This window comes from Hymenobacter nivis (genome assembly GCF_003149515.1).
Taxonomy (GTDB): domain Bacteria; phylum Bacteroidota; class Bacteroidia; order Cytophagales; family Hymenobacteraceae; genus Hymenobacter; species Hymenobacter nivis.
Map to the genome: position 1 here is coordinate 4,550,342 of NZ_CP029145.1, position 23,998 is coordinate 4,574,339.

Annotated in this window: 20 protein-coding genes and 2 pseudogenes; all 22 read left to right on the forward strand. The window is 51.6% G+C overall.

The window, feature by feature from the left end; translation table 11 throughout:
• The first annotated feature begins 60 nt into the window (after positions 1–60).
• The 22 genes and pseudogenes from DDQ68_RS20260 to DDQ68_RS20355 all read left to right on the forward strand — a co-directional run bounded on the left by DDQ68_RS20260 (position 61) and on the right by DDQ68_RS20355 (position 23,967).
• Positions 61–987, forward strand: a complete 927-nt coding sequence (locus DDQ68_RS20260) for a glycosyltransferase family 2 protein (RefSeq protein ID WP_109657923.1) — start codon at positions 61–63, stop codon at positions 985–987.
• A 1,706-nt stretch (positions 988–2,693) separates the two neighbouring features.
• Positions 2,694–3,809: a GDP-mannose 4,6-dehydratase gene (gene gmd / locus DDQ68_RS20265; RefSeq protein WP_109657924.1), complete on the forward strand. Its 1,116-nt coding sequence runs from the start codon at positions 2,694–2,696 to the stop codon at positions 3,807–3,809.
• 804 nt (positions 3,810–4,613) lie between these two features.
• Positions 4,614–5,549, forward strand: coding sequence for a GDP-L-fucose synthase family protein (locus DDQ68_RS20270; RefSeq protein ID WP_109657925.1), 936 nt, complete (start codon positions 4,614–4,616; stop codon positions 5,547–5,549).
• 94 nt (positions 5,550–5,643) lie between these two features.
• Positions 5,644–6,543 carry an ABC transporter permease gene (locus DDQ68_RS20275; RefSeq protein WP_245897132.1) on the forward strand — a complete coding sequence of 300 codons (900 nt, stop codon included), beginning with the start codon at positions 5,644–5,646 and terminating at the stop codon, positions 6,541–6,543.
• 58 nt (positions 6,544–6,601) lie between these two features.
• Complete coding sequence (locus tag DDQ68_RS20280; protein ID WP_109658536.1) at positions 6,602–7,849, forward strand: ABC transporter ATP-binding protein; 1,248 nt, start codon at positions 6,602–6,604, stop codon at positions 7,847–7,849.
• Positions 7,846–8,007, forward strand: a complete 162-nt coding sequence (locus tag DDQ68_RS23160; RefSeq protein WP_162550284.1) for a hypothetical protein — start codon at positions 7,846–7,848, stop codon at positions 8,005–8,007. The genes DDQ68_RS20280 and DDQ68_RS23160 overlap by 4 nt, the downstream gene beginning before the upstream one ends.
• Before the next feature lie 168 nt (positions 8,008–8,175).
• A pseudogene (locus tag DDQ68_RS25050) lies at positions 8,176–8,526 on the forward strand (acyltransferase); the annotation flags it as partial.
• Positions 8,521–8,625: pseudogene (locus DDQ68_RS25055) on the forward strand (acyltransferase); the annotation flags it as partial. The pseudogenes DDQ68_RS25050 and DDQ68_RS25055, both read left to right, overlap by 6 nt.
• A gap of 81 nt (positions 8,626–8,706) precedes the next feature.
• Positions 8,707–9,615: an NAD-dependent epimerase/dehydratase family protein gene (locus DDQ68_RS20290; RefSeq protein ID WP_162550285.1), complete on the forward strand. Its 909-nt coding sequence runs from the start codon at positions 8,707–8,709 to the stop codon at positions 9,613–9,615.
• The gene (locus tag DDQ68_RS20295; RefSeq protein WP_109657929.1) at positions 9,588–10,742 is read left to right on the forward strand and encodes a glycosyltransferase family 4 protein; all 1,155 of its coding nucleotides are present in this window, start codon (positions 9,588–9,590) and stop codon (positions 10,740–10,742) included. Before DDQ68_RS20290 ends, DDQ68_RS20295 begins: the two co-directional genes overlap by 28 nt.
• 370 nt (positions 10,743–11,112) lie before the next feature.
• Positions 11,113–11,877: a glycosyltransferase family 2 protein gene (locus DDQ68_RS20300; RefSeq protein WP_109657930.1), complete on the forward strand. Its 765-nt coding sequence runs from the start codon at positions 11,113–11,115 to the stop codon at positions 11,875–11,877.
• 33 nt (positions 11,878–11,910) lie between these two features.
• A complete protein-coding gene (locus tag DDQ68_RS20305) occupies positions 11,911–12,768 on the forward strand; it encodes a glycosyltransferase (protein ID WP_109657931.1) in 858 nt (285 codons plus the stop codon).
• Positions 12,769–13,145: 377 nt separating this feature from the next.
• Positions 13,146–14,108 carry a glycosyltransferase family 2 protein gene (locus tag DDQ68_RS20310; RefSeq protein WP_162550286.1) on the forward strand — a complete coding sequence of 321 codons (963 nt, stop codon included), beginning with the start codon at positions 13,146–13,148 and terminating at the stop codon, positions 14,106–14,108.
• A gap of 214 nt (positions 14,109–14,322) precedes the next feature.
• On the forward strand, positions 14,323–15,519 hold the full coding sequence (locus DDQ68_RS20315) for a glycosyltransferase family 4 protein (protein WP_109657933.1): 1,197 nt from the start codon (positions 14,323–14,325) through the stop codon (positions 15,517–15,519).
• Positions 15,520–16,144: 625 nt separating this feature from the next.
• Positions 16,145–16,330, forward strand: coding sequence for a glycosyltransferase family 4 protein (locus tag DDQ68_RS23170; RefSeq protein ID WP_162550288.1), 186 nt, complete (start codon positions 16,145–16,147; stop codon positions 16,328–16,330).
• A 102-nt stretch (positions 16,331–16,432) separates the two neighbouring features.
• Entirely contained in the window at positions 16,433–16,822 is a 390-nt protein-coding gene (locus DDQ68_RS20325; protein ID WP_109657935.1) for a hypothetical protein, read from the forward strand.
• Between the two features lie 20 nt (positions 16,823–16,842).
• Positions 16,843–17,769: a glycosyltransferase family 2 protein gene (locus tag DDQ68_RS20330; protein ID WP_109657936.1), complete on the forward strand. Its 927-nt coding sequence runs from the start codon at positions 16,843–16,845 to the stop codon at positions 17,767–17,769.
• On the forward strand, positions 17,769–18,659 hold the full coding sequence (locus tag DDQ68_RS20335; RefSeq protein WP_109657937.1) for a glycosyltransferase family 2 protein: 891 nt from the start codon (positions 17,769–17,771) through the stop codon (positions 18,657–18,659). The genes DDQ68_RS20330 and DDQ68_RS20335 overlap by 1 nt, the downstream gene beginning before the upstream one ends.
• Positions 18,660–19,205: 546 nt before the next feature.
• Positions 19,206–20,255, forward strand: a complete 1,050-nt coding sequence (locus DDQ68_RS20340; protein ID WP_109657938.1) for an acyltransferase family protein — start codon at positions 19,206–19,208, stop codon at positions 20,253–20,255.
• Between the two features lie 269 nt (positions 20,256–20,524).
• Complete coding sequence (locus DDQ68_RS20345; RefSeq protein WP_162550289.1) at positions 20,525–21,772, forward strand: glycosyltransferase; 1,248 nt, start codon at positions 20,525–20,527, stop codon at positions 21,770–21,772.
• Between the two features lie 41 nt (positions 21,773–21,813).
• Positions 21,814–22,956: a glycosyltransferase family 4 protein gene (locus DDQ68_RS20350; RefSeq protein WP_109657940.1), complete on the forward strand. Its 1,143-nt coding sequence runs from the start codon at positions 21,814–21,816 to the stop codon at positions 22,954–22,956.
• Between the two features lie 66 nt (positions 22,957–23,022).
• Entirely contained in the window at positions 23,023–23,967 is a 945-nt protein-coding gene (locus tag DDQ68_RS20355) for a glycosyltransferase family 2 protein (protein ID WP_438830713.1), read from the forward strand.
• The last annotated feature ends 31 nt before the right edge of the window (positions 23,968–23,998 follow it).

Sequence of the window (23,998 nt, forward strand, 5' to 3'; positions counted from 1 at the left end):
CTGCGCCTTTGAACGGCCGACTGGCGGCCTCCCGCAACTGCTTTCGCAACACAAGCCCCTATGCCCAAGCTTTCCGTCGTCATTCCTTGCTACTACAACGAAGCAAACATCCCGGTGACGGTGGCCGAGCTGGTGGCCAACGAGGTCAATTTTGGGCCCGAGGTAGCCTTCGAGTACGTGTTCGTGAACGACGGCTCGGGCGACGACACCCTGGGAGCCCTGCGCCGGGCCCAGGCGCAGTACCCCGGCCGCCTGCGCATTGTGGATTTGGCCGGTAACGTGGGCTCGTACAACGCCATTGTGGCGGGCCTGGCCCACGCCACCGGCGACTGCCTGGCCATCACCACGGCCGATTTGCAGGACCCCCCCGCCCTCATGGCCCAGATGTACGGCTACTGGCAGCAGGGCTTCAAGCTGGTTATCGGCAACCGGCAGGAGCGGGAGGAAACCGGCGCGGGTGAGCGGCTGGCCAAAGTATTCCACTGGCTGATGAAGCGCTTAGCGCTGCGCAATATTCCCGATGGCGGATTCGATTACGCCTTGCTCGACCGCCAGGTGGCCACGGAGATTCTCAAGCTGCACGAGCGTAATACCAACGTGTTCTACCTGATGGTATGGCTGGGCTTTGCGCACGTGAGCTTGCCTTATACCCGCCGCAAGCGCCAGATTGGCCACTCGCGCTGGACGCTGACCAAAAAAATTACGCTCCTGATTGACTCGCTGGTCTCGTTCTCGTTTGTGCCCATCCGCGCCATTTCAGTGGTGGGCCTGGGCCTGGGCCTACTGGCCTTCCTCTACGGGCTCTACGTCATCGCGCTCAAGCTCGTGCACCCCAATGAGCCAGCCGGCTGGACCACTCTCATGGTAGTGCTGCTCTTCGTGTCGGCTTTCCAGATGATAGCCCTGGGGGTAATTGGCGAATATGTGTGGCGCGGGCTCGACGCGGCCCGTAACCGCCCCCTTTACGTGGTTAAAAACTTGTTTTAAGGGTTGTTGGATCTGTTTGGCATCAGTGCATAGCCCGGGCGTAGGGTGCGGGGCTTGCCCCTACGCCCGAAATCGGTGGGTGGACACGAACGGCGGGCGGGGACAAGTCCCGCACCCTACGTACACTTCCAAGGAGCCAGCCAAAGATTTGGGTAAAGCCCGGGCGTAGGGTGCGGGGCTTGCCCCCGCCCGCCAGTGCCCGGAATCGGTGGGTGGGCACGAACGGCGGGCGGGGACAAGCCCCGCACCCTACGTACACTTCCAAGGAGCCAGCACCAAAGATTTGGGTAAGGACAAGGGCACCGGCAGGCGGGGCTTGCCCCCGCCTGCCGGTGCCCGGAATCGGTGGGTGGGCACGAACGGCGGGCGGGGACAAGCCCCGCACCCTACGTACACTTCCAAGGAGCCAGCCAAAGATTTGGGTAAGGACAAGGGCGTAGGGGGCGGGGCTTGCCCCCGCCTGCCGGTGCCCGGAATTGGTGGGTGGGCACGAACGGCGGGCGGGGACAAGCCCCGCACCCTACGTACACGGGCCCCGGAACTGCTCTAACTTCGGGATGCGTGCATTACCCCCGGAGCCGCCGCAGCGTGCATCAACGTGGCGAGGGGGCCAGGTGCGATGACGATTTGCCGAAAAGAGATTTTAATTAACTCAAATAGCTTCTTATCTCTTGTTAATTCCCAGACGGATTTATTGGTAAAATACAATAAGATTTTTTGCGATACCTGCCACTAGCTAATTCCTGAATGCGCGGCGCTCGTGCAGGGCCCCGCAAAATACCTGGCGAATTGTACGAACCCGGGGCCCCCGGGTGCCGACTCACCGGAGAGTAGGGCGAGCCTGCCTTTAGCCTGGCTCAAGCCATACTCGAACCTCGGTGCAGACGGCGATTAAAATGCCCTAAAAATTGGAAAAAAGAGCGCGCGTAAGCAAATGCTTAGGAGTCGGATTGAACGAACGGCAGAAAGCTGGTGGTTAGCGGCTGAAAGGTAGGAAAATTGAAAAAGTGCAATTATTGCTGGACTGGAAACGCCCTTGTGGTAATAACGAGCCGGTGTTGTCGGGAATATTTCTTTGGTGGCCGCGCGCAACATGGAAAGAAGTATACCAGTAGGATAAGCACATGCTACTGAAGCGCTATACTGCTGCGCCAGCGACGCTGCCAGCTAATGAGCCGCTGGGTGCAACTGCAGATGCCTTGGTCTTTACTTCAGCGCGGTGCTAACCCAGGGCTGCGGGAAGGATAGCATATTGACACAGCAACTTCTATATTTGATGTTATACTCGTCACGAAGTAGGGTGCGGGGCTTGTCCCCGCCCGTCGTTGAACGAAAGCTGACCGAACCGTTCAAGGACGGGCGGGGGCAAGCCCCGCACCCTACTTCGTTTTCGCATTCCACTTCGTGAGCAGTATAATTGCCACACGAAGCGTATAAATGCCGCAAACAAACCGCAATCATTGTGTAATGCGTATCCTAAGTACTCGTACAAGAGTAAACGGGTATTGAGATAATGATTATGCTCATCTGGCGTCCGCTTGTCGAAGCACCTCTCCCGCGCATTTTGCTGCAACGAAGCAGTAGAGATGCTTCAACAAGCGGACGCCAGATGAGCATGACGGCCTTTTCTGCTAATTGTCCTTACGCTCTAGTCTACAATATGCTGGCTTAACACATTCTATAACCTAAACACCACTTCACGCATCATGAAACGCGCACTTATTACGGGCATTACCGGGCAGGATGGCTCCTACCTAGCCGAACTATTATTAAGCAAGGGCTACGAGGTACACGGCATCAAGCGCCGCTCCTCGCTGTTCAACACCGAACGCATCGACCACCTGTACCAGGACCCGCACGAGAAGAACGTGCACTTTAAGCTGCACTACGGCGACCTGAGCGACTCAACCAACATGATTCGCATCATTCAGGAAGTGCAGCCCGACGAGATTTATAACCTGGGGGCCATGTCGCACGTGAAAGTGTCATTTGACACTCCTGAGTACACGGCCGACGTGGACGGCGTGGGTACGCTGCGCTTGCTTGAGGCCGTGCGCATCCTGGGCATGACCAAGAAGACGCGCATTTACCAGGCTTCGACCTCCGAGCTGTACGGCTTGGTGCAGCAGGTGCCGCAGTCGGAGACGACGCCTTTCTACCCCCGCTCGCCCTACGCCGTGGCCAAGCTCTACGGCTACTGGATTACGGTGAACTACCGCGAGGCCTACGGCATGTACGCCTGCAACGGCATCCTCTTCAACCACGAGAGCCCCCTGCGCGGCGAAACCTTCGTGACGCGCAAGATCACGCGTGCCGTGGCCCGCATCGCCCTGGGCTTGCAAGACGCCCTGTTCTTGGGCAACATCGACGCTAAGCGCGACTGGGGCCACGCCAAAGACTACGTGGAAGCCATGTGGCGCATGCTCCAGCAGGACGAGGCCGAAGACTTCGTGATTGCCACCGGCGTCACAACCACGGTGCGCGAATTCATCCGCCTGGCTTTCATGGAGGTTGGCATTGAAGTAGCTTTCGAAGGCGAAGGCGTTGCGGAGAAAGGCCGGGTAGTGGCCTGCCACAACCCCGAGTACCAAGTAGCCGCTGGCACCGTGGTGATGGAAGTAGACGAGCGTTACTTCCGCCCGACGGAAGTGGAGCTGCTCATCGGTGACCCTACCAAAGCCAAGCAGAAGCTGGGCTGGGTACCCCAGTACGATTTGCAGGGCTTGGTGAAGGAAATGATGCAGTCGGATGTGGATGGCGCACGCCGCGACGAGTACCTGCGCGAGGGTGGCCATAACATCCTGAAGAACTACGCGGAGTAGAGCGTTAGATAGCTTGTAAAAAGCTTCTTTGAGCGGTTTCGAAGCTAGTGAAGGTAGGGGCGGGGCTTGCCCCCGCCCGGACGTTCGCGCCAATCTACCAATTCCGTTCAACGACGGGCGTAGGCAAGCCCCGCCTCTACCTCGTCCAAACTGTATGGTATACTGCTCACGAAGTGGAATGCGAAAATGAAGTAGGGTGCGGGGCTTGCCCCCGCCCGTCCTTGAACGGTTCAGTCGACTTTTGTTCAACGACGGGCGGGGACAAGCCCCGCTCCCTACTTCGTGACGAGTATAACTGCGAAACCGCTCTAGGACTTATTTACGATAAGTCAAGCTGGGCCGTCATGTTGAGCTTGCCGAAGCGTCGCTACAGCGGCAATAATTTAACCGTAAGGTTTGGTTACGTGGTAGAAACGCTTCGTATCCGTTTAGAGCAGTTTCCAAGTAAGTGTACAGGGCGGGCTGCCGGCTTTTTACCGGCTGTCTGCTCGCCTTTCGCGCCGGTAGTTCTACCGACGAGCGGACAGCCGGCGAAAAGCCGGCAGCCCGCACCCAACAAGCTGTACCCTGACCTGAAAACTGCTCTAGGAAGTCGCCATTAGCTTTAAAAGAACGTCATGCTGAGCTTGCCGAAGCATCTCTCCCGCTGAGTAAAATGATTACTGGTGCGGGAGAGATGCTTCGGCAAGCTCAGCATGACGTTCTGAATGATTTTCGTAATTTTCTGATTGCTGGTGCTTCGGCAAGCTCCATCGTTGATGGCTTGGTTTGTTTGAAGCCGTAAATACTTATTAACGTCACCTTATGGAATTGAACGCCAAAATATACGTGGCTGGCCACCGCGGCATGGTGGGCAGCGCCGTGGTGCGCCGCCTGCAAAAAGCTGGCTACCAGAATATCGTCTACCGCACTTCAAAAGAGCTGGACCTGCGCGATACGGTAGCTGTAAACAGCTTTTTCGCCGAGGAAAAGCCGGATTACGTGATACTGGCCGCCGCTAAAGTGGGCGGCATCATGGCCAACAATACGTTCCGGGCGGATTTTCTATTTGAAAACCTCCAGATTCAGAACAACGTCATTCACGCCAGCCACGAGCAGGCTGTGAAGAAATTGTTATTTCTGGGTTCGTCGTGCATCTATCCCAAGATGGCCCCCCAACCCATTAAGGAAGAGTACCTGCTGACGGGGCCCCTGGAGGCTACTAATGAGCCTTACGCACTGGCCAAAATAGCAGGCCTCAAGCTCTGCGAGGCCTACCGCGACCAGTACGGCAGCAACTTTATTTCGGCGATGCCTACCAACCTGTATGGGCCGGGCGACAACTACGACCTGAACAAATCACACGTGCTGCCCGCCCTGTTGCGCAAGTTCCACGAGGCCAAGGAGAATAACGCGCCGGAAGTAGAAGTGTGGGGCACCGGTACGCCGCGCCGCGAGTTCCTGCACGTGGACGACCTGGCCGATGCCTGCCTGCACCTGATGCTGCACTACGACGGCAAAGAGCCGGTGAACGTGGGCACCGGCGAAGACCTGACCATCCGCGAGCTGGTGGAGCTGGTGCGCGACACGGTGGGCTATACGGGTAACGTGCGCTTCAACACCGACAAGCCCGATGGCACACCCCGCAAATTGCTCGACGTATCGAAGCTCGCCGATGCCGGCTGGCGCTATAAAACCGGCCTGCCGGAAGGCATCCGGGCCGTATATCAGGAGGCGTTTCAGCCGACGCCCGTCGCATAGTGCAATTACCTCCGGCAGGTATGTCCTGCCGGCTAGTTACCTTTACGCCCGGAAGCAGCTGCCTCTGGGCATATTTTTTATTTACCGATTCCTGGTGGACACAATAAACGTTTTAGAAAAACCACAGCCGTTACCAGCTGAAAATAGCCCGCAGGAGGAAAGCTGGACCGAAGTAATTCAGCCCCGTACCAACCTTCTGGACCTGGGCCTGGGCAGCGTGTGGCGCTACCGCGATTTGGTATTGCTGTTCGTGCGCCGCGATTTCGTGTCCACGTACAAGCAGACCATTTTGGGCCCCATCTGGTTTTTTATCCAGCCCCTGCTCACGACCATTACGTATATGGTTGTATTTGGCGGCATCGCCAATCTTTCGACCGATGGCCTGCCCCAGCTGCCCTTCTACCTGGCCGGCGTCACCATCTGGAATTACTTCGCTCAGACACTGACTAGCGTCTCGACGGTGTTCACGGCGAACGCGGCCATCTTTGGTAAGGTGTATTTTCCGCGCCTGACTATGCCGCTGTCCATCGTAATATCCAACCTGGTACGCTTTGGCATCCAATTCGCTCTCTTCCTGGCAGTGTGGGGTTACTATCTACTACGCACTAATAGCTTGCACCCTAATCTGTATATGCTATTGACGCCGCTTCTGCTGGTACTCATGGGCCTGTTGGGCCTAGGGCTGGGCATGATTTTTAGCGCCCTCACCACCAAGTACCGCGACCTGGCCATGCTGCTCACCTTTGGCGTGCAACTGCTGATGTACGCTACCCCGGTGATTTACCCGCTGTCGAAGCTGCCGGTAAAGTACAAGGTGTTTATCCTGGCTAATCCGCTCAGCTCTATCGTGGAAACCTTCCGCTACGCCTTCCTGGGCTCCGGTACGTTTAGCTGGGGGGCACTGGGCTACAGCACGGCCGTAACGCTGGTAGTGCTGTTGCTGGGGACGATAATATTTAATAAAGTAGAGAAAAGCTTCACGGATACCGTATAACTAACCGTGCGGTTCGCGGTCCCACTTGGACGGGGCCGCGGCCGTCATCTTTGTGAACATGAGCGACGTTGCTATTAAAGTAGAAAACCTGGGCAAACAGTACCGATTGGGCGAAATCGGGACGGGTACCCTGGGCCAAGACCTGAACCGGACCTGGGCCCGGCTGCGTGGCAAAGAAGACCCCTTTGCTAAGATTGGCGAAACTAACGACCGCAGTAAAAAGGGAGAGAGCGATTTTGTGTGGTCGTTGCGAGACGTGAACTTTGAAGTGAAACAGGGCGAGGTGCTGGGCATCATCGGCCGCAACGGCGCGGGCAAATCGACGCTGCTCAAAGTGCTTTCGAAGGTGACTGCCCCCACCACGGGCAACGTGAAAATACGTGGTCGGATTGCTTCCTTACTCGAAGTAGGAACGGGTTTTCATCCAGAACTGACCGGTCGGGAAAATATCTTTCTGAACGGAGCCATCCTGGGTATGACTAAGGTTGAAATACGTAAAAAATTCGATGAAATCGTTGACTTCTCAGGTGTTGAGCGGTATATAGACACGCCTGTAAAGCGCTACAGCAGCGGTATGTATGTCCGGCTCGCTTTTGCAGTAGCTGCTTTCTTAGAGCCTGAAATCTTAATTGTGGACGAGGTACTAGCTGTGGGCGATGCTGAGTTCCAAAAGAAATGCTTGGGGCGCATGAAGGACGTGAGTATGAACGATGGCCGTACCATACTGTTTGTGAGCCATAATATGGGGGCCGTGTCTCAACTCTGCACGAGGGGATTGCTTATGAAGTTTGGCTCAGTACTATCCGCAGGACCCGTGGACGAGGTAATGAACTACTATTTGCGCGAAGCCACCAGTGTTAGTTCTGAGTATTGTGCCCCTGACGAATATGTTAAATCAGAGCAAATTCTAAGTGTGACTATTGAAGATGTAAATGGCGATGTTAGCGGAAGCTTCGGTCACGAAGAACAGATTACAATCAGGTTACGGATTAAGCACACTTCTAACGATAAAGGCATTATCTGTTCTTTAGGACTACAGGATTTTCAAGAGCGCAAAATTTTTACTGAGCAAATCAATCTGGGTCGCGGTTATACTTCGCACACAATACGCCTGCCGGTAGGTTTATTGCGTCCTAATAGTTTCCGTCTCAGTGTGGCTCTACACATCCCTAATTTAAAAATAATCGAATTTCTTGATTCCCTAAGCTTTGAAATTGTAGACCGGGGCTCGGAGTTCTCTATTTACGGATCTACCGATAACGGTCTAATTTTCTCTAAGTTAGACTGGTTGTCTCTAAATATATGAATAATATTGTTGTTTTTGCTACGGATGATTTAGGTGGAGCTGGTAAAGCCGCTTTGCGTATCGTTAAAGTATTTAACAGAGCAGGGCATAACTGTAAATTATTAGTTAGGAATAAACAAACTAATGATAATAATGTAGTGCGCATATATTTTAAATAAAATTTTAGTAAAAATAGTATGATAAAAAATTTCTTAATATGGCTAATTTCTCGCTACAACTTACAAGAAGTAGTATTTAAAATGCATGACGAACAAAATAATAAAATATGTAATAAAAATGTAGTTAATAACGGCGCAGTATTTTATTCAGAAGCTATTGTAGATAATATGCCTGGAAATCCTTTACTAATTACAATCGGCGAGGGTACTCATGTACGAGGTATTTTATCTGTATTTAACTATGGCGGTAAAATTGAAATTGGAAAAAACTGTTATATAGGTGATAATTCAAGAATATGGTCTGCTGATAGCATTAAAATAGGCGATAATGTACTTATTTCTCATAATGTTAATATCATAGATAGTAATTCACACGAATTATATAGCGTTGAGAGGGCAGAGAGGTATACAGAACTGCTGAAGTGTCATTGGAAAGAAAAGGGTAATATTGTTACAGCCCCTATCGTAATAGAAGACTATGCTTGGATTAACTTTAATGCTGTAATCTTGAAGGGAATAAGAATTGGAAAAGGAGCAATTATTGCCGCAGGTAGCGTTGTTACTAAGGATGTTCCGAACTATGCCATAGTGGCTGGCAACCCTGCTAAAATAGTAAAATATACTACGTGATTATTAATTAACTAACGGGTTATGATAAGACCTTAATCTGATCCATTAATGTGTATACATAGTCAGGTGATGAAAAAAATATTAATTATTGGTTCCAAAGGCTTTATCGGTTCGCATGCCTACCGCTATTTTCTGGCTCAATCGGAAGTAGCCTGTTGGGGTTGCGATGTAGTGGTGGACTACACCGACGAGCGGTATTTTGTCATCGATAGTTCTAGTTCTGACTTTAATGAATTGTTTGAAGCGGAAGCGTTCGATTATTGCCTGAACTGTTCCGGCGCGGCAAGCGTACCCGACTCCCTCAAACATCCATTCCGGGACTTTTCGCTGAACACGTACAACGTGTCCAAAATGCTGGAAGCCATCCGCCGGCACGCACCCGCTTGCCATTTCCTCAATTTGTCGAGTGCGGCCGTGTACGGTAACCCTACTGCGCTGCCCATCGTCGAAACTTCTGCGGGCCAGCCAGTGTCGCCCTATGGTCAAAATAAGTTAATGGCTGAAATGCTATGCCAGCAGTATTACCAATACTTCGGGATAGCTACTTGCTCATTGCGTATTTTTTCGGCATACGGGCCTGGCTTGCAAAAACAGCTGCTATGGGACGTATTTCAAAGAAGTAGACAAGGCGATGCGCTGGTATTGTTCGGCACTGGAGACGAATCGCGTGATTTTATCTTCGTGGCTGATATTGTTCGTGCCATCGCGCTGGTCATCGAGCACGGCGCATTTGATGGCAGGGCTTACAACCTAGCCAGCGGCACTGAAACCACTGTGCGCGAACTGGTGACTGAGCTTTTGCAGGCACTGGGCCACGCAGGTGCGCTGTCCTTTTCAGGCACTAGTCGTTCTGGTGACCCGGTAAACTGGCGAGCTGATATAAGCCAGTTGACTAATTTGGGTTTTGCCCCTACCGTATCAATTCGGGAAGGAATACAACAATACGTACAATGGCTAAGCGAAAAAGGATTGCGTTAATCTACGCCTATAACGAGAATTGGATTGGTGGCACGTACTACATCGAAAATCTAATCGCTGCCCTTGGGCAGCTACCCGATGCCAAGCAACCAGAACTGCTAATCTTTAGTCACGAAGCTGCCGATGCTGAACGCCTTCAGCAAGCGGTATATTATCCTTATTGGTCGTTCCGGCGTTTCGAGCGGTCGCTGTCCTTACCGGAGCGGGCATTGAATAAGCTAACAAGTAAGGTACTAGGTCGGCGTTTCATAAGCCCGCTTTATAACGACATCGACCTGGTTTTTCCGCTACCCGTTGCGTTACGTTCCTACTTTCGCCACGTGCTGCACCAACTATATTGGATTCCGGATTTTCAGGAGCATTACCTACCCGCATTTTTTGCGCCGGAAGAAATTCAAGGGCGTAAAGCTGAGCAGCAAGTAGTAGTAAACTCTGGCAAGCATATTGTGTTCAGCAGCCATGCTGCACAGCACGATTTCGAATCAATTTACCCGCTTAACCAGTTGATCCAACACGTGTTACAGTTTGCGGTAACGAGTGCAGCCGTGTCCAAGCCGTCTGATACGTGTGTAAAATACGGGATTGAGTCGCCGTACTTTATTTGCAGTAACCAATTCTGGAAACATAAGAACCATCCTGTTGTGCTAAGGGCCCTCGCCCAACTGCTGCAAACACATCCGCAAGCACAGGGAGTATTCACTGGCAAAGAGTACGACCACCGAAATCCCACTTACTACGAAGAGCTGGTCGCTCTAAAAAGTGAATTAGCTTTAGACAAAGCAGTAAAATTTTTAGGATTTATTCCTCGAAAAGACCAAGTTGCTTTGATGCAGCAGGCCGTAGCTGTCATCCAACCTTCCTTGTTTGAAGGATGGAGTACAGTGGTGGAAGACGCCAAGGCGTTAAATACGCCCTTAGTGGTATCAGACTTGAAAGTCCACGAAGAACAACTGCTTAATTACGAAGCCAAGTTATTTTTTTCACCGGACGATGCCAGCACTTTAGCGCACTGCATGGCGCAAGTTTTGAATGGTCAGTTACCCGCGCGGCCTTATGATTACCACCGCGATGTCGTGCGTTTTGGGGAAAGGTTTATGGAATCTGTTTCCCGAATATTAGTTAACTAATTAAAATCGGTTAAAAAGTTTCTAAATTTGCATCGCTTGTTTCCATATCAGATAGTCTAGCCACCCATAGAGCATTGTCGCCCCCCCCTAGCATGCTGCATTAGAATATTTGTAATTCAGTTGGGCGGTCCGATCTGAACTTAGTCAGCGTTATAATTCCATGCTACAACTACGACTGGCTATTAGCAAAAGTTGCTAAGCTCTGTATTCACCAAGACACACCAGTAGTGGGGATGCATCATATTATTAGTAGTTTCTTCTGATACGATAGTCAAAGCCTAATTTTAAAATAATATCTTCTTAAACTTTATACAAATAAGAAGGGCTATCTTTAGGGTTTGCTATAGTGCTAATTTATTCGGTTTTTGTAATGATTGTAAGTATCGTTATTCCTTCTTTTCGTCAGCCTACCGAGTTGGATGGTGCTCTATTATCAATTGCTCAACAGAGCCGTAAGGACTACGAAATAATAATCGTAGATGGTGGTTCACAGGACGAGACCGAAGCTGTAGTGAAGAAATACAGTCATCTGCCAATAACGTTTAAATCCGAACCTGATAAAGGTATCTATGATGCTATGAATAAAGGTATCATCTTGAGTAAAGGGAGTTATGTTTATTTTATGGGTTGCGATGACCGTTTGGCAGCCCCTGATGTGCTCGAAAAAGTTTTTGATTGCATTGACATTACTAATAACCATGTTATTTATGGCGATGCCTTATTCAGCGATACTGGTATGCGCTACGATGGTGAATTTACGCATTTTAAATTGTTAGAAAAAAATATTTGCCACCAAGCTATTTTTACTCGAAAGGATGTATTTGCCCGATTAGGCAATTTTGATACTCGTTACGTAATTTATGCTGATTGGGAATTTAATATGCGATGGTTTAATACTAGTTGGTTAAAGCGGCGATACGTTGGAATTATTGTCTCGCATTTCAACGCCACTGGATTCAGTTCTAGTCACGACGATAAAGTTTTTTTTGCAGAACAGCAATCATTAATAAAAAAATATTTCCCTAAAATTGTTCAATACCTGATAAAGAATAGAAGTAAAAGATTGCATCAAAGAACAATCAATTTTCTTACTTTTAATCGTATTGAAATTATTAAAAAATTAATGAAAATTTGAGAATAATCTTTAAAATAATTTAACAAATTTAGAATGCTTTCAATAATTATTTGTAGCCGTGACCCTGAAACGCTAGCGAAAGTTAGCCAGAGTATAGCCGATACAGTTGGGGTACCTTATGAAATAATTGCGATTGATAATAGCACCAAGAAATACGGCATTTGCGAAGCTTATAATCTAGGCGCTGCCCAAGCGAAGTATGAAACCTTGTGCTTCATGCACGAAGACATTCGGTTTCATACAGACAGCTGGGGCAGTGTTGTTGTTGAGATACTACGCGACGCCACCATTGGGGTATTGGGGGTGGCCGGCGGCACCTTCCAGCCCAAAGCACCTACTGGGTGGGGGGCCGACAGTGCGGCCTCCATCTACATGAACATAACCCATACCGTCAACGGGGAAGCGCCCAAGCTTGATCGTATTAATCCTACCGATGCCGTGTTAGTAGATGTTGCGGCAGTTGATGGCGTTTGGCTTTGTGTACGAAAATCGGTTTGGCAAGAGTCGCCGTTTGATGCCGTAGCCTTTCCAGGCTTTCACTTCTACGATGTAGATTTCTGCACACGTATTTTCCTGAAATATCGAATCTGTGTGACGTTTAATGTTATGATTGAGCACTTTTCGAAAGGTTCATACGACGATAAGTGGTACAAGGAAGCGCTTTCATTTTATAAGAAGAGGCGTCAATACTTGCCTTTCGGGGTAAAAGAGCTTTCGGACCAGGAGAAAGAAAGAATAAGCTTGAAGGAATTAATTTATTTCACATGCGGATTTATTGATCGTAAAATTAGCAAGGCCGATAGTGTATACCTTGTGCATGATTGCCTTGCCAGAAGCTCATACAAAAGAGAGTCTTGGTGGTTGATTAAAAAGCTATTAACCGGAAGGTAAGTATTTGTTTAGAATTAAATGAATTACCAGGACGTCATGCTGAGCCCAGTCGAAGCATCTCTGTCGCACACTAAATTAGTCGTTTAACGAAGCGGTAAGGATGCTTCGACTGCGCTCAGCATGACGTCCTAGTTATCTGTTCAAATAAGAACGAGCACCTAACAGGTGCATTTAATGCAGGCGTTATAGTGCATTTAAAATTCTTGCATGACAAGGTTGTGAAGTCAATTCCTCAGCATTGAGACGAATTTAATTAGCTTAGTGCACAACGAGTATTTACCCAGGCAGCGCGAACAGCAGCTTACGAACAGCATGGCCACATGGAGCATAGTCCACTTGTATCGGTAATAATACCCAATTATAATCATGCCCGTTATTTGGGTCAACGCATTGACAGTGTTTTACAGCAGACTTATTCGAATTTAGAGATTTTAATATTGGATGACTGTTCGCCAGACAATAGCCGTGATATAATAGAGGTTTATGCAAAAAAGGACCAACGCATTAAAACCGTCTATAACGAGAAAAATAGCGGTAGTACTTTCAAACAGTGGGATAAGGGCATCAGCCTTTGCACGGGCGAATATATTTGGATTGCAGAAAGTGACGATTATGCGGACGCAAGTCTAGTTGAGCGGCTGTTGGCCAAAATACGTGTTAATCCGGCCATTGCGTTGGCCTACTGTGATTCTTACGACGTTGATGGGGAGAACATAATACATGGCAAACAGTCGGATGCGTTAGGCGCGGTCGATGCTGAGCTATGGAAGCATGACTTCACCGTTGCTGGCTTGCCACTTGTACTTCGGTTTATGGCTTACCGCAACATTATCCCTAATGCTAGTGCAGTGCTGCTGCGCTACGCAGCAGCTGTGCAAGCCGGGCCAGCAGCTGCAGAATTGATAATCCTTGGCGATTGGCTGTACTGGGTAAAGATTATGTCCGTTGGGGAAGTGGCTTATGTGGCAAGTCCACTCAATTATTTCCGTGCCCACCGAAATAACGTTCGTAGTAAAACCATAGCGAATGGGACAATTTTAGAAGAAATTACCAGCACGTTACCGCTGTTAAAATCTTATGGCCCGCTAGACGAATCGCTATATAAAAGAAAAATTGCTGAATTAGCCGAATCTTGGTTTAGTACGCTTGTGAATGTTAATACTCCGTTTGAGCGCCATGTTAAGATTTACAATAATATCAATAGTATTGAACCTGGTCTAGGTCCCAAAACTGTTGTTAAAGTATTTGGTAAAATGTTTCGTAACAGGCTCAGCGGCTTTAAAATGTTAATCGGTGACGGGTTAATTAATCCTTTACTTAAACGATTGTTTAAAAAATAAATTTCTCAAGTTTTTGTGCGCAATATGGTGCTTAATAGCTGACTACGGGTGTGTAGTGCATCGTTCAGCAAGTATGGTAAAGAGATGAACGTGTTACACGGCTAAGCAGTGAGTGCATACGGTATCTGAGCTACTATTAGCACGAATAACGACTCGCGTATTGCTTTGCTTAACTGGGCAGGCATTTAGAATATAATAAGTTTGATGAGGATACATGAAGATTTTGATTTCTACTTGGTCGTTGCAAGTCGGTGGGGGAGAAGTACTGGCTATGAACCTAGCGGCGGAACTGGTAAAACGTGGTCATCAGGTAGTGGTATTTAACCAGCGGGATGAGTTAATCGACCAAAAGCTAGTACAACGGCTGTTGCCGCCTGAAGTGCAGGTACTATCGATGGCTGACAAGCCACTGCAAAGATTTTGGGCTCATAAAGTGAATGCTTTGCAAGACCGTCTCGGCCGGCCGGCGGTATTTTATGAGGAGTGCCAACGAACTTACCTTAAAGAGTGCTTGATGCGACACCGCATTGAGTTAATTAGTAGCCATGCCACTTTCTCTGATCGTTTGTGCGCTCCGGTGGCCCAGCAGTTGGGGTTGCCGCTGGTGATTACCGAACACGGGGAATATAGCCGGTTTATACTGGAAGGACGACGCGACTTTGCCACTGTACTGCATAGCGCCAGTCGCATTCTGACCGTTTCAAAGTATAATCAGCAGGTGTTGCAGGGTGCATTCACCGATCTACCGCCGGTGCAGACTGTATATAATGGTGTTACAACCGATAACGCCAACACGGCTGCTGAAATGCGGCAGCAGCTGGGCATACCTCGCGAAGCTTTTGTTTTCGGCCTAGTGGCGCGAGGTATCCCAGACAAGGGGTGGGAGCAGGCTACGCAGGCCTTTCGTCTGTTTCAGAGCCTTATATCGAATCAGCAACGGCCGGCCCATCTGGTGCTGGTTGGAGGAAGTGAATATCTGCGACAACTTCAAGTAACTTGCACCGAAGACGCAGGTATTATATTTACGGGACAAGTACCCAACCCCGATTTCTACATCGCTGGTTTCGATGTGGGATTACTGCCTACCTATTTCCAGGCGGAAGCCCTGCCACTAGCAATTATTGAGTACATGATTAATGGCAAACCCGTCATTGCCACCCGCGTAGGGGGCATAAGTGAGCTGCTAGCGCCGGCTACGGGTGCGGCAGGACAACTAATTGAGCTGGATGCAGCAACCCGCAAGCCTGGGGTACCTATGTTGGCGCAAGCAATGGTGCGCTACTATACCGAGTCTGCGCTGTACGCGAGCCATGCGCACCATGCCCAGGAGGCCAGCCAGCAATTTACCATGTCGACCTGCGCTGCTCATTACGAGGATGTATTCCAACAGGTGCTAGCTGCTTCAGCCTGACCGCCGCTCATGAGAATCCTTGTTTCTGTTTTCTGCTTGGAAAAAGCTGGTTCACACGTGCTGGCCCTATCGTTATCTTCGACCATGGCGGCGCGAGGCCATCAGATTCTGTTGTTTAACCAAGGCGGGCAGCTTGTCGACAAAAGCATGAGTAGCACAGTACCTGAGCCCGGCGGTGCGGGTGGTGGCTATGGACCACTACCTGCTATTTAATAAGGTACGTTGTAAACTGAAAGTTTTGTGTCTGAAGCTGGGGACCTAGATGCCGGTGCACGAGAAAGCTAAGGCCGGGCCGGTACGCCTTCTGGTGCTACACATCGACTCATGCACGGCTACGAGCCGCTGGTGGCCAAGTCGCGCATGATCCGGCTGGTGCAGCGCACAGGCGTGCCAACCGTGGTGACCGACCACCAAGGCTATTTCATACTGAGGTGGGCAAGTTTTCGTGCGTGCATTACTACGCCAACCTGGCCCGGGCGGTGGTGGGTGTGTTGCAGTATACCGCCGATCTCTTTACCGGAGCCCTTGTAGAAGTGCCCACGGACGCGGGGCACCGGGGCGGGGAAAAATACTGGCGACGTACTACCAAAATGAATACGAAAATACCCGGCAACACGCAGCGGCAGTGCCGCGGCTACCCATTACCACGCGGGTGGAGGTGATTTACAACGGGGTGCCGCGCTATGTGTCGGTAGGGGCGGAGCCGGGGCTCCTGCCCATCCCGGCTGGCAGCTTCGTGTTTGGCATGGTGGGCCGCGGCAACCAGCAGAAGGGCTGGGGCGATGCGCTGGCGGCCTACGTCCCCAAGTGAAAGCGCGGTTCCCAGCGCAGCGCTTTGCCTCCGTGGCGATGGGGGCCCTACTTGCGCACGTTGCGGGCGGAGTACGAGGCATAGCACCCCGATATTTATTTCATGGGCAATGTGCAAACGCCGCACCCGTACGTGCGCCAGTGCCAGGTGGGCTTGTTCCCGTCGTGGTTTTCGGAGGCGCAGACCATCTCCATCATCGAGTTTTTTGAGAACGGCGTACCCGTGCTTGTCAGTCCGTTGGGCGACATCCCGGAGATGCTGTGCCCGCCGGTGGGGCCCCCGGCAGGCTGGCTGCTGGCCATAAACCTCGACGCTACGCAGCAACTCGACGACCCGGTAGCAGCCATGTGCGCCTACGTGGCCGGCGAAGCCCTGCTGGCCCAGCACGCAGCCGCGGCCTTGGCGTTGCGCAGCACCTACGACATGGCCGAGTGCGCCGCCCACTACGAAGCACTTTTCGAAGAAATCGTGGTCCAAGCCCGTACTTTGTAGCACCGTGCGCTACTTAAGCTATGATTCAGGTTTCCGTCATCATCATCAATTACAATACGTTCCGGCTGACCAGCGAGGCCATTGCTTCGGTGCAGCAGCACACGAGGGGGGTATCGTACGAGGTTATTGTGGTGGACAATGCCTCCACTGAATGTGACCCCGGCCGGTTTGTGGAAGCCTTCCCGACAGTGCGGCTGGTGCGCAACCCCGAAAACTCGGGCTTCGCCAAGGGCAATAATCTGGGGATTGCGCACGCCACTGGCGAAACCGTACTGCTGCTCAACAGCGACGCGGCCGTGCGCAACGATGCTCTCACGCTGACGTACGGGGCCCTGGTGGCCGACCCGAAGCTGGGTATTGCCACGGGGCAGCTGCGTTACCCCGACGGCCGGCTGCAATACCAGTGCGGCCGGTTTCCGTCGCTGCGCCTGCAACTGGTGGAGCTGCTGCGCCTGCAAAAAGTCATGAGCGCCCAAAAGCGGGGCGAGGTGCTACTGGGTACTTTCTTCGGGCACGAAACGCCGTTTCGTCCCGATTGGGTGTGGGGTACTTATTTCCACGTGAAGCGGCACGTGGTAAGCAAGCTGCCCGGTGGGAAGCTGCCCGACGACTTTTTTATGTACGCCGAGGATTTGCAATGGTGCTACGCCGTGCGCAAGCTGGGTTACGAAGTAGAATACGTGCCAGGGGCCCACATCATGCACCACTTCGCGCAGAGCACTAAGCAGGAAAAGAAGCTGAACCAGCTGAACATGATCCTGCGCAACGAAGACAGCTTTTTGCGCCGGGAGTATGGCAACTGGTCTACTTCCAGCTACTACCTAGCCAAGATGCTAAACCTGCTGCTGTCGAGCAGTGGTAGTTCGGCCAACCGATACCTGGCCCTGCAGTACCGCCGGCTATTGCTTCGGCAGGACCTACTCACCGCAAACAACTCCCCCGTCTAATGGCCGCTGCTACCCCTTTCTTTTCGGTAATCGTGCCTAGCTACAACCGCGCCGATATCATTACGCTGACGCTGGAAGCCATTTTGCGGCAGGAAGACGCCGACTTCGAGCTGATTGTGGTCGATGACGGCAGCCGCGACAATACGGAAGAAGTGGTGGCCCGTTTGCACGACCCGCGCATCCGCTACTTCCGTAAAGAAAACGGGGAGCGGGGTGCGGCCCGCAACTACGGAGCCCGACAGGCGCGCGGGCGGTACCTGAACTTCTTCGACTCCGACGACGAGATGTATCCCAACCATCTGCGGGTGGTGCGGGAATTCCTGGCTGCTCATGGCGAGGTGGAGTTTTTGCACACCGGCTACGAGGTGATCAACGGCGCGGGCCGCGTGGTACACGAGGTCTGCGACTTTCCGCCGCTAACCAACGAACTACTGCTGCACGACAACCAGATGGCGTGCAACACCGTGTTTGTACGGCGCGACGTAGCCCTAGCCAATCCGTTCGAGGAGAACCGGGCCCTGGCTTCAGCCGAAGACTGGGAATTGTGGCTACGGCTGGCTAGCCAATACCCGTTTCACAGCATCTCCAAATGCACGTTTTGCCTGCGAGAGCATGACGGGCGCAGCCTCAATACCATCGCTCCAGAAGTAGTGCGACTGCGTGACGAATTGTTCGCGCACCTAATGGCGGCTAACCAGGATTTTGCCCGGCGATATCCAGGCAAGGTGCCTTACTTTGTTGCCAACCGCTATACATTTATCACTCTTACGCTGGCACTAGCTAAGAACCGCCGCTTAGATACCTTACGCTATTTGTACCGAGCTCTGCGGGCCGACCCTACCGTGCTATGGCGACGGCGCTTCCTAGCTTCCATTAAGCATTTATTTTAAGACAGCTTGGGGGAAAGCGGAGGCTCCGTGCCGACGCCTGCCACCTGTTTTTTAATGAGAGCAGTATCTAATGTAAGTGCAGTAACTTAGAGCCTGTTAGAAATTTAATTTTCATAATGCTTATTTAGCTGAAATAAGCCGTGGACGGCCATTGCCCCAAGTAGTTAGGGAAAGCTTCCGCTACAAAAGTGCCTTTTAATGCAGTAAATAATATATCATAACGTATGAATTTTCTAATTCACACACTCTTGCACATTCGACAGTAAGTAGTTAGTCTTAGATATTAGCGCTAATTTAATAAATCAGCCAGGGCGGTTTCTAAGTCAGTATACACGGCTCGCTCTCGCGTTCGCCTCACCCACCGGCCCACCCACCGAAAAGTAGAGGGAGAGCCGAACTGGTAATAAGTGTACACTGACTTGAAATTTTTTCTAATTACATAGTATTTATTGTGTAATTAATTTTGGACAATTACTTAATTATTGAAAAAATATTTATTCCGAATTGAACCGGTGTTTTTAATCCAACACTAATAATATTTCTGCAATGATTCAACAGTATCCAGCTGCCCTTCTGACTACTACAGTTAAACCACAAGTTCATCTTGGTGTCTTAGACTTATTGAGGGGATTCGCTGCCTTGTGCGTGGTTCTATTTCATTTTACTGGCGATAGCAATGCGGGCGGTGCTCTTGCTAAATTTTATTCCCCATTAATGCGAGAAACTTTCTCGTGGGGGTATTTAGGTGTTGATATTTTCTTTGTAATCTCCGGGTTTATCATTCCTTACAGTATCTGGAATATTAGTTACAAAGTTCAAGATTTTGGAAAATATATGATTAAAAGGGTTGTGAGGATATGTCCACCGGCTTACTGCATTATTGGTTTTATTTTGATACAATGGTACATTACCGACCATTTCTTGCACCATGATGCCAAGCTGACGAGTAGTATTACTTTAGGACAAGTGCTGAGTAATTTGTTTTTTTTAGTTCCACTTACTCATTATAAATGGTTTAACGGGGTGTTCTGGACGCTTGCCATAGAATTTCAATTTTACATAATGATAGGCCTAGTATTTAAATATCTTTATATTGAATCAAAACTACCTATTTTCATTTTTTCAAATGTATTGTTGGGACTAGCTTGCCATATTCCTGGGTTTGGAGGAGATAATTTTCTTACCTTTAGTCCTTTATTTTCCATGGGCGGGGCAACTTTGCTTTTCTATAAAAGAAAAATTAATAAATGGGCTTATCTGATGACTCTAATAATTTTTTTTGGTTTATCATGGTCATCACTCAGCTTGACAGCGGGATTATTTGGTTTAGTTACATCATTAATTATTGCTTTTGTTAAGGTTCAACATTCGATATTTAAATTTATTGGTACTATCTCGTATTCGCTTTACCTTACACATTTTTTAGTTGGTTCTACGGTTGAGTTTCTTCTTTCAAAATTATTTTCGCCAATGACTGAAATACAAAACGTATTTGGCATAGTTATATGTATCGTCTTGTCTTGCGCGGCTTCATACGTCTATTATCTTCTAATCGAGAAACCTTTTCTAAAAATTGCTCGCCGCTTGAAGGCATAATTAATATGTGCTTGACCTTGCCCCAAGCGGCTACCTTTCAAAAACAATGCGGAGATGGTGGGCATCTGCTAGGAACTGGATTTCGGAGTGCTTTGATGAATTAACGTTGTCCGAGTAGATTCAATCAGTTAGGCTATCAGCATGATGGCTTACTTGGCTTGCCAAGCAGGCAGCCGTCTTCGGGCGGCCTCCGCGTAGCCCCGGCCTATTCGCGCCAGCTCTTGGTGACGTTGCGGCAGCGCTAAAACTTCAGGTATTCCTCAATGTCAATGGTTTTCTCCAATAAAATTCTATTACTAATTCCAAACCTAGGGTTAGGTGGGGCGCAACGCGTATTTCACGACCACAGCGTGGAACTGGCCAAGCACTATGCCATCACCGAAGCCGTATTCAACCTTGAGGGCGGCGACCTGTACCCCAGCGGCAACCCCGTGGTGAGCCTGGACGTGAGCGGGGGAGGGGGCCCGTTGGACAAGCTGCAAAATTTCCAGCGGCGCGTCAGCGGGCTGCGTCAGCTCCGGGAGCGGTTGCGGCCTGCGATCGTTATTAGTCATCTCGAAGGAGCTGACTATGTGAATTTGCTAAGTGGCGGTCCTGGCAAAACGATACTCTGTGTGCACGGTTCCAAGCTGCACGATGCCAATATTCGGGGACCGGTAGGTTGGCTTCGTAAAAAAGTACTGATACCTATGCTCTACCGACGAGCCGCCCGTATTGTCACCGTGAGCACCGGTATTCGGGAGGAGTTGGTGCGGGGAATGGGATTGCCGGCGCATAAAATTCAGGTAATCAATAATTTTTTCGACGTAGAACTGATCCGTCAACAGGCGGATGCTCTGGTGCCAGCTCCTTTTGCTGAATTAGCAAACCAGGGGCCTGTATTGGTAACGTCCGGCCGGCTATCCCGCGAAAAAAATCTACTGGCTTTGCTCGACGTTTTCCAGCAAGTAAGGCGGCAGTTACCCACCTGCCGACTGCTAATAATAGGACAGGGTGAAGAATACTTGGCAATGCTTGCCCGCTGCCAAGCGCTGGGACTCGCGGTGTACACTTCTGAGCAAGCACCGGCTGAAGCGTCACAAGCGGCAGTGTTGTTTGCGGGGTTTCAGGCCAATCCGCATGCCTTTATTGCTAAAGCAACGCTCTTCGTACTGCCTTCACTAAATGAGGGTTTCCCGATGGCCTTGGGTGAAGCAATGGTATGCGGACTGCCCGTGGTTGCTGCCGATTGCCCAACCGGCCCGCGCGAAATTTTATCACCCGCCACGCCCGAGCCAGCGCAGCCCTTGCGGCACGCCGAAACAGCTCCATATGGGGTGCTACTACCAGTCATCAGTAATATTGCTACCTACGCCGCAGATGTGACCACTTGGAGCCAGACGCTAACTACGCTGTTGCTCAATCCTATTGAGCAAGACCGGCTGCGTGAGCAGGCTCGTCATCGGATGAATGATTTCTCACGGCAGCACATTGCTGGCCAGTGGCTTCGGCTGGTAGAAGAGGTGCGCCAGAGCTAGTCGCCCCGTCGTTCTAAGTGATTTAGGAACAAGTTTCTTATATGCCTACTCTTATACCGCCGACTATTCTGGTGGTCGACAACTCCCGGGCTGTGACGGGGGCACTGAACGCTATGCGTCACGCTACGGGGCCCCTGCGGCCAGGGCTGGCGTTCGAATACGTACTGCCCACGGGCAGCACGGGCCGGGCCGTGCTGGAAGCTGATGGCTACTGTGTGCACGAGCTGCCGTTTGTCGAAATCAGCCGCCGCAAGGCCGATTTGCTGCGCTACGTGCCCGTGCTGCTGCTGAATGGCTGGCGGCTGCGGCAGCTGGCGCGGCAGCGGGGGGCACAGGTGATCCACCTCAACGACTTTTACAACCTGACCGGCTACGTGGCCAAGGCGCTGAGCCTGGGCAAGCTGCGGGTGGTGACGCACGTGCGGTTCTTGCCCCAAAGCCTGCCGCAGCCGCTGGCCCGCCCGTGGCGGTGGCTGGCTGAGCACTGGGCCGATCGGGTAGTGTGCGTATCAGAGGCCGTGCGCCGGTACTTTGGGGTGGGGGAGCAGGTGGTGGTCATTTACGACCCGCTGCCCGGGGCCGAACGTTACCCGGCCGCTGCGCACCCGGCCCGGCCCGACGGCACGGTGCAGTGCCTGTATTTGAGTAATTACATTCAGGGCAAGGGGCAGGACCTGGTGCTGGCAGCCTTCGAGCAAGCCTACGCCCGCGACCAGCGGCTGCGGCTGCTATTCGTGGGGGGCGACATGGGCATGGCAAAAAACCGGCAGTTTCGAGAGCAGCTGGAGGCGCGGGTGCGGGCGGGAGGCTTGCAGGAGGTGATCCGCTTCGCGGGGTTTGCGGCCGATGTGGAGCAGGCCATTAAGGAAGCCGATGTGCTACTGAATTTTTCCGAGTCGGAATCATTTTCCCTAACCTGCCTGGACGCGCTGTACTATGGCACCCCACTGATTGCCAGCGACTGCGGCGGCCCAGCCGAACTGTTTGAAAACGGCCGCTCGGGCCTACTCGTGCCTAACCGCGACGTGGCTGCTATGAGCACAGCTATTACGCAGCTCGCGGCCGATGCCGAATTGCGCGAGCAATTCGCGGCAGCGGGCCGGGCCTACGTGCGGCAGAAGTTTGCGCCAGCCAATACTTACGAAAAGCTGGGGGCCCTGTACGACGCGGTGTTGGGCCGGTAGGGGCCCGGTGCCCGGAAATTCTATCTTGCGGTCATATTGCTGTCCTATTAGTTTTAAATGCTGCCCGTGCCGCCCCCCACATTCTCCTTCGTCAGCCCCGTGTACCAGGCCGAGGGCTTGGTAGCGGAGCTAGTGCGGCGCCTGGTGCTGGTGGGGGAGGCCTTGGGCGGCAGCTTTGAAATCGTGCTCGTGGACGACCGCAGCCCGGACGGCTCCTGGGCCCGCATCCAGGCACTGGCGGCCGGCGACCCGCGCGTGCGGGGCCTGCGCCTGAGCCGCAACTTCGGGCAGCACCGGGCCATTACGGCGGGGCTGGAGCAGTGCCGCGGGGAGTGGGTGGTAGTGCTGGACTGCGACTTGCAGGACCAGCCGGAGGAAATTCCGGCGCTGTTTGCTGAAGCCCAGCGCGGGTACGACCTCGTGCTGGCCCGGCGCACGGCCCGGCAGGATTCGTGGCGTAAAAAGCTGTTGTCGAAGCTGTTTTATCGGGTATTATCTTACCTCACCGAAACCCCGCAGGACCCGGCGGTGGGTAACTTTGGCATTTACCACCGCAAGGTGATCGATGCCGTGCTAGCCATGCGGGAAAGCCTGCGCTACTTCCCCACCATGCTGCGCTGGGTGGGGTTCCGGGCTGCAACGGTGGAGGTGATCCACGCCGAGCGCCTGGCGGGCCCAAGCAGCTACACTTGGAGCCGACTGATTAATCTGGCCCTGGACGTGATGCTGGCCTATTCCGACAAGCCGTTGCGGCTGGCCGTAAAGCTGGGCCTGGGAATTTCGGTGGGAGCCTTTGCGATGGTCCTCGTCACGCTGGTGCGCTACGTGTTGGGCCATACTTGGGAGCCGGGCTACGCCAGCATCATCATTTCCATCTGGTTTTTTGCGGGCCTGGTTTTGTCGGTGTTAGGCATGGTGGGGCTCTACCTTGGAAAAACCTTTGAACAGGTGAAAAACCGCCCCATCTATTTACTTGACGGCGATACCGCTGTTATGCCGGTTGTAAAGTAGGGTACGGGGCTTGCCCCCGCCCGTCGGTGCA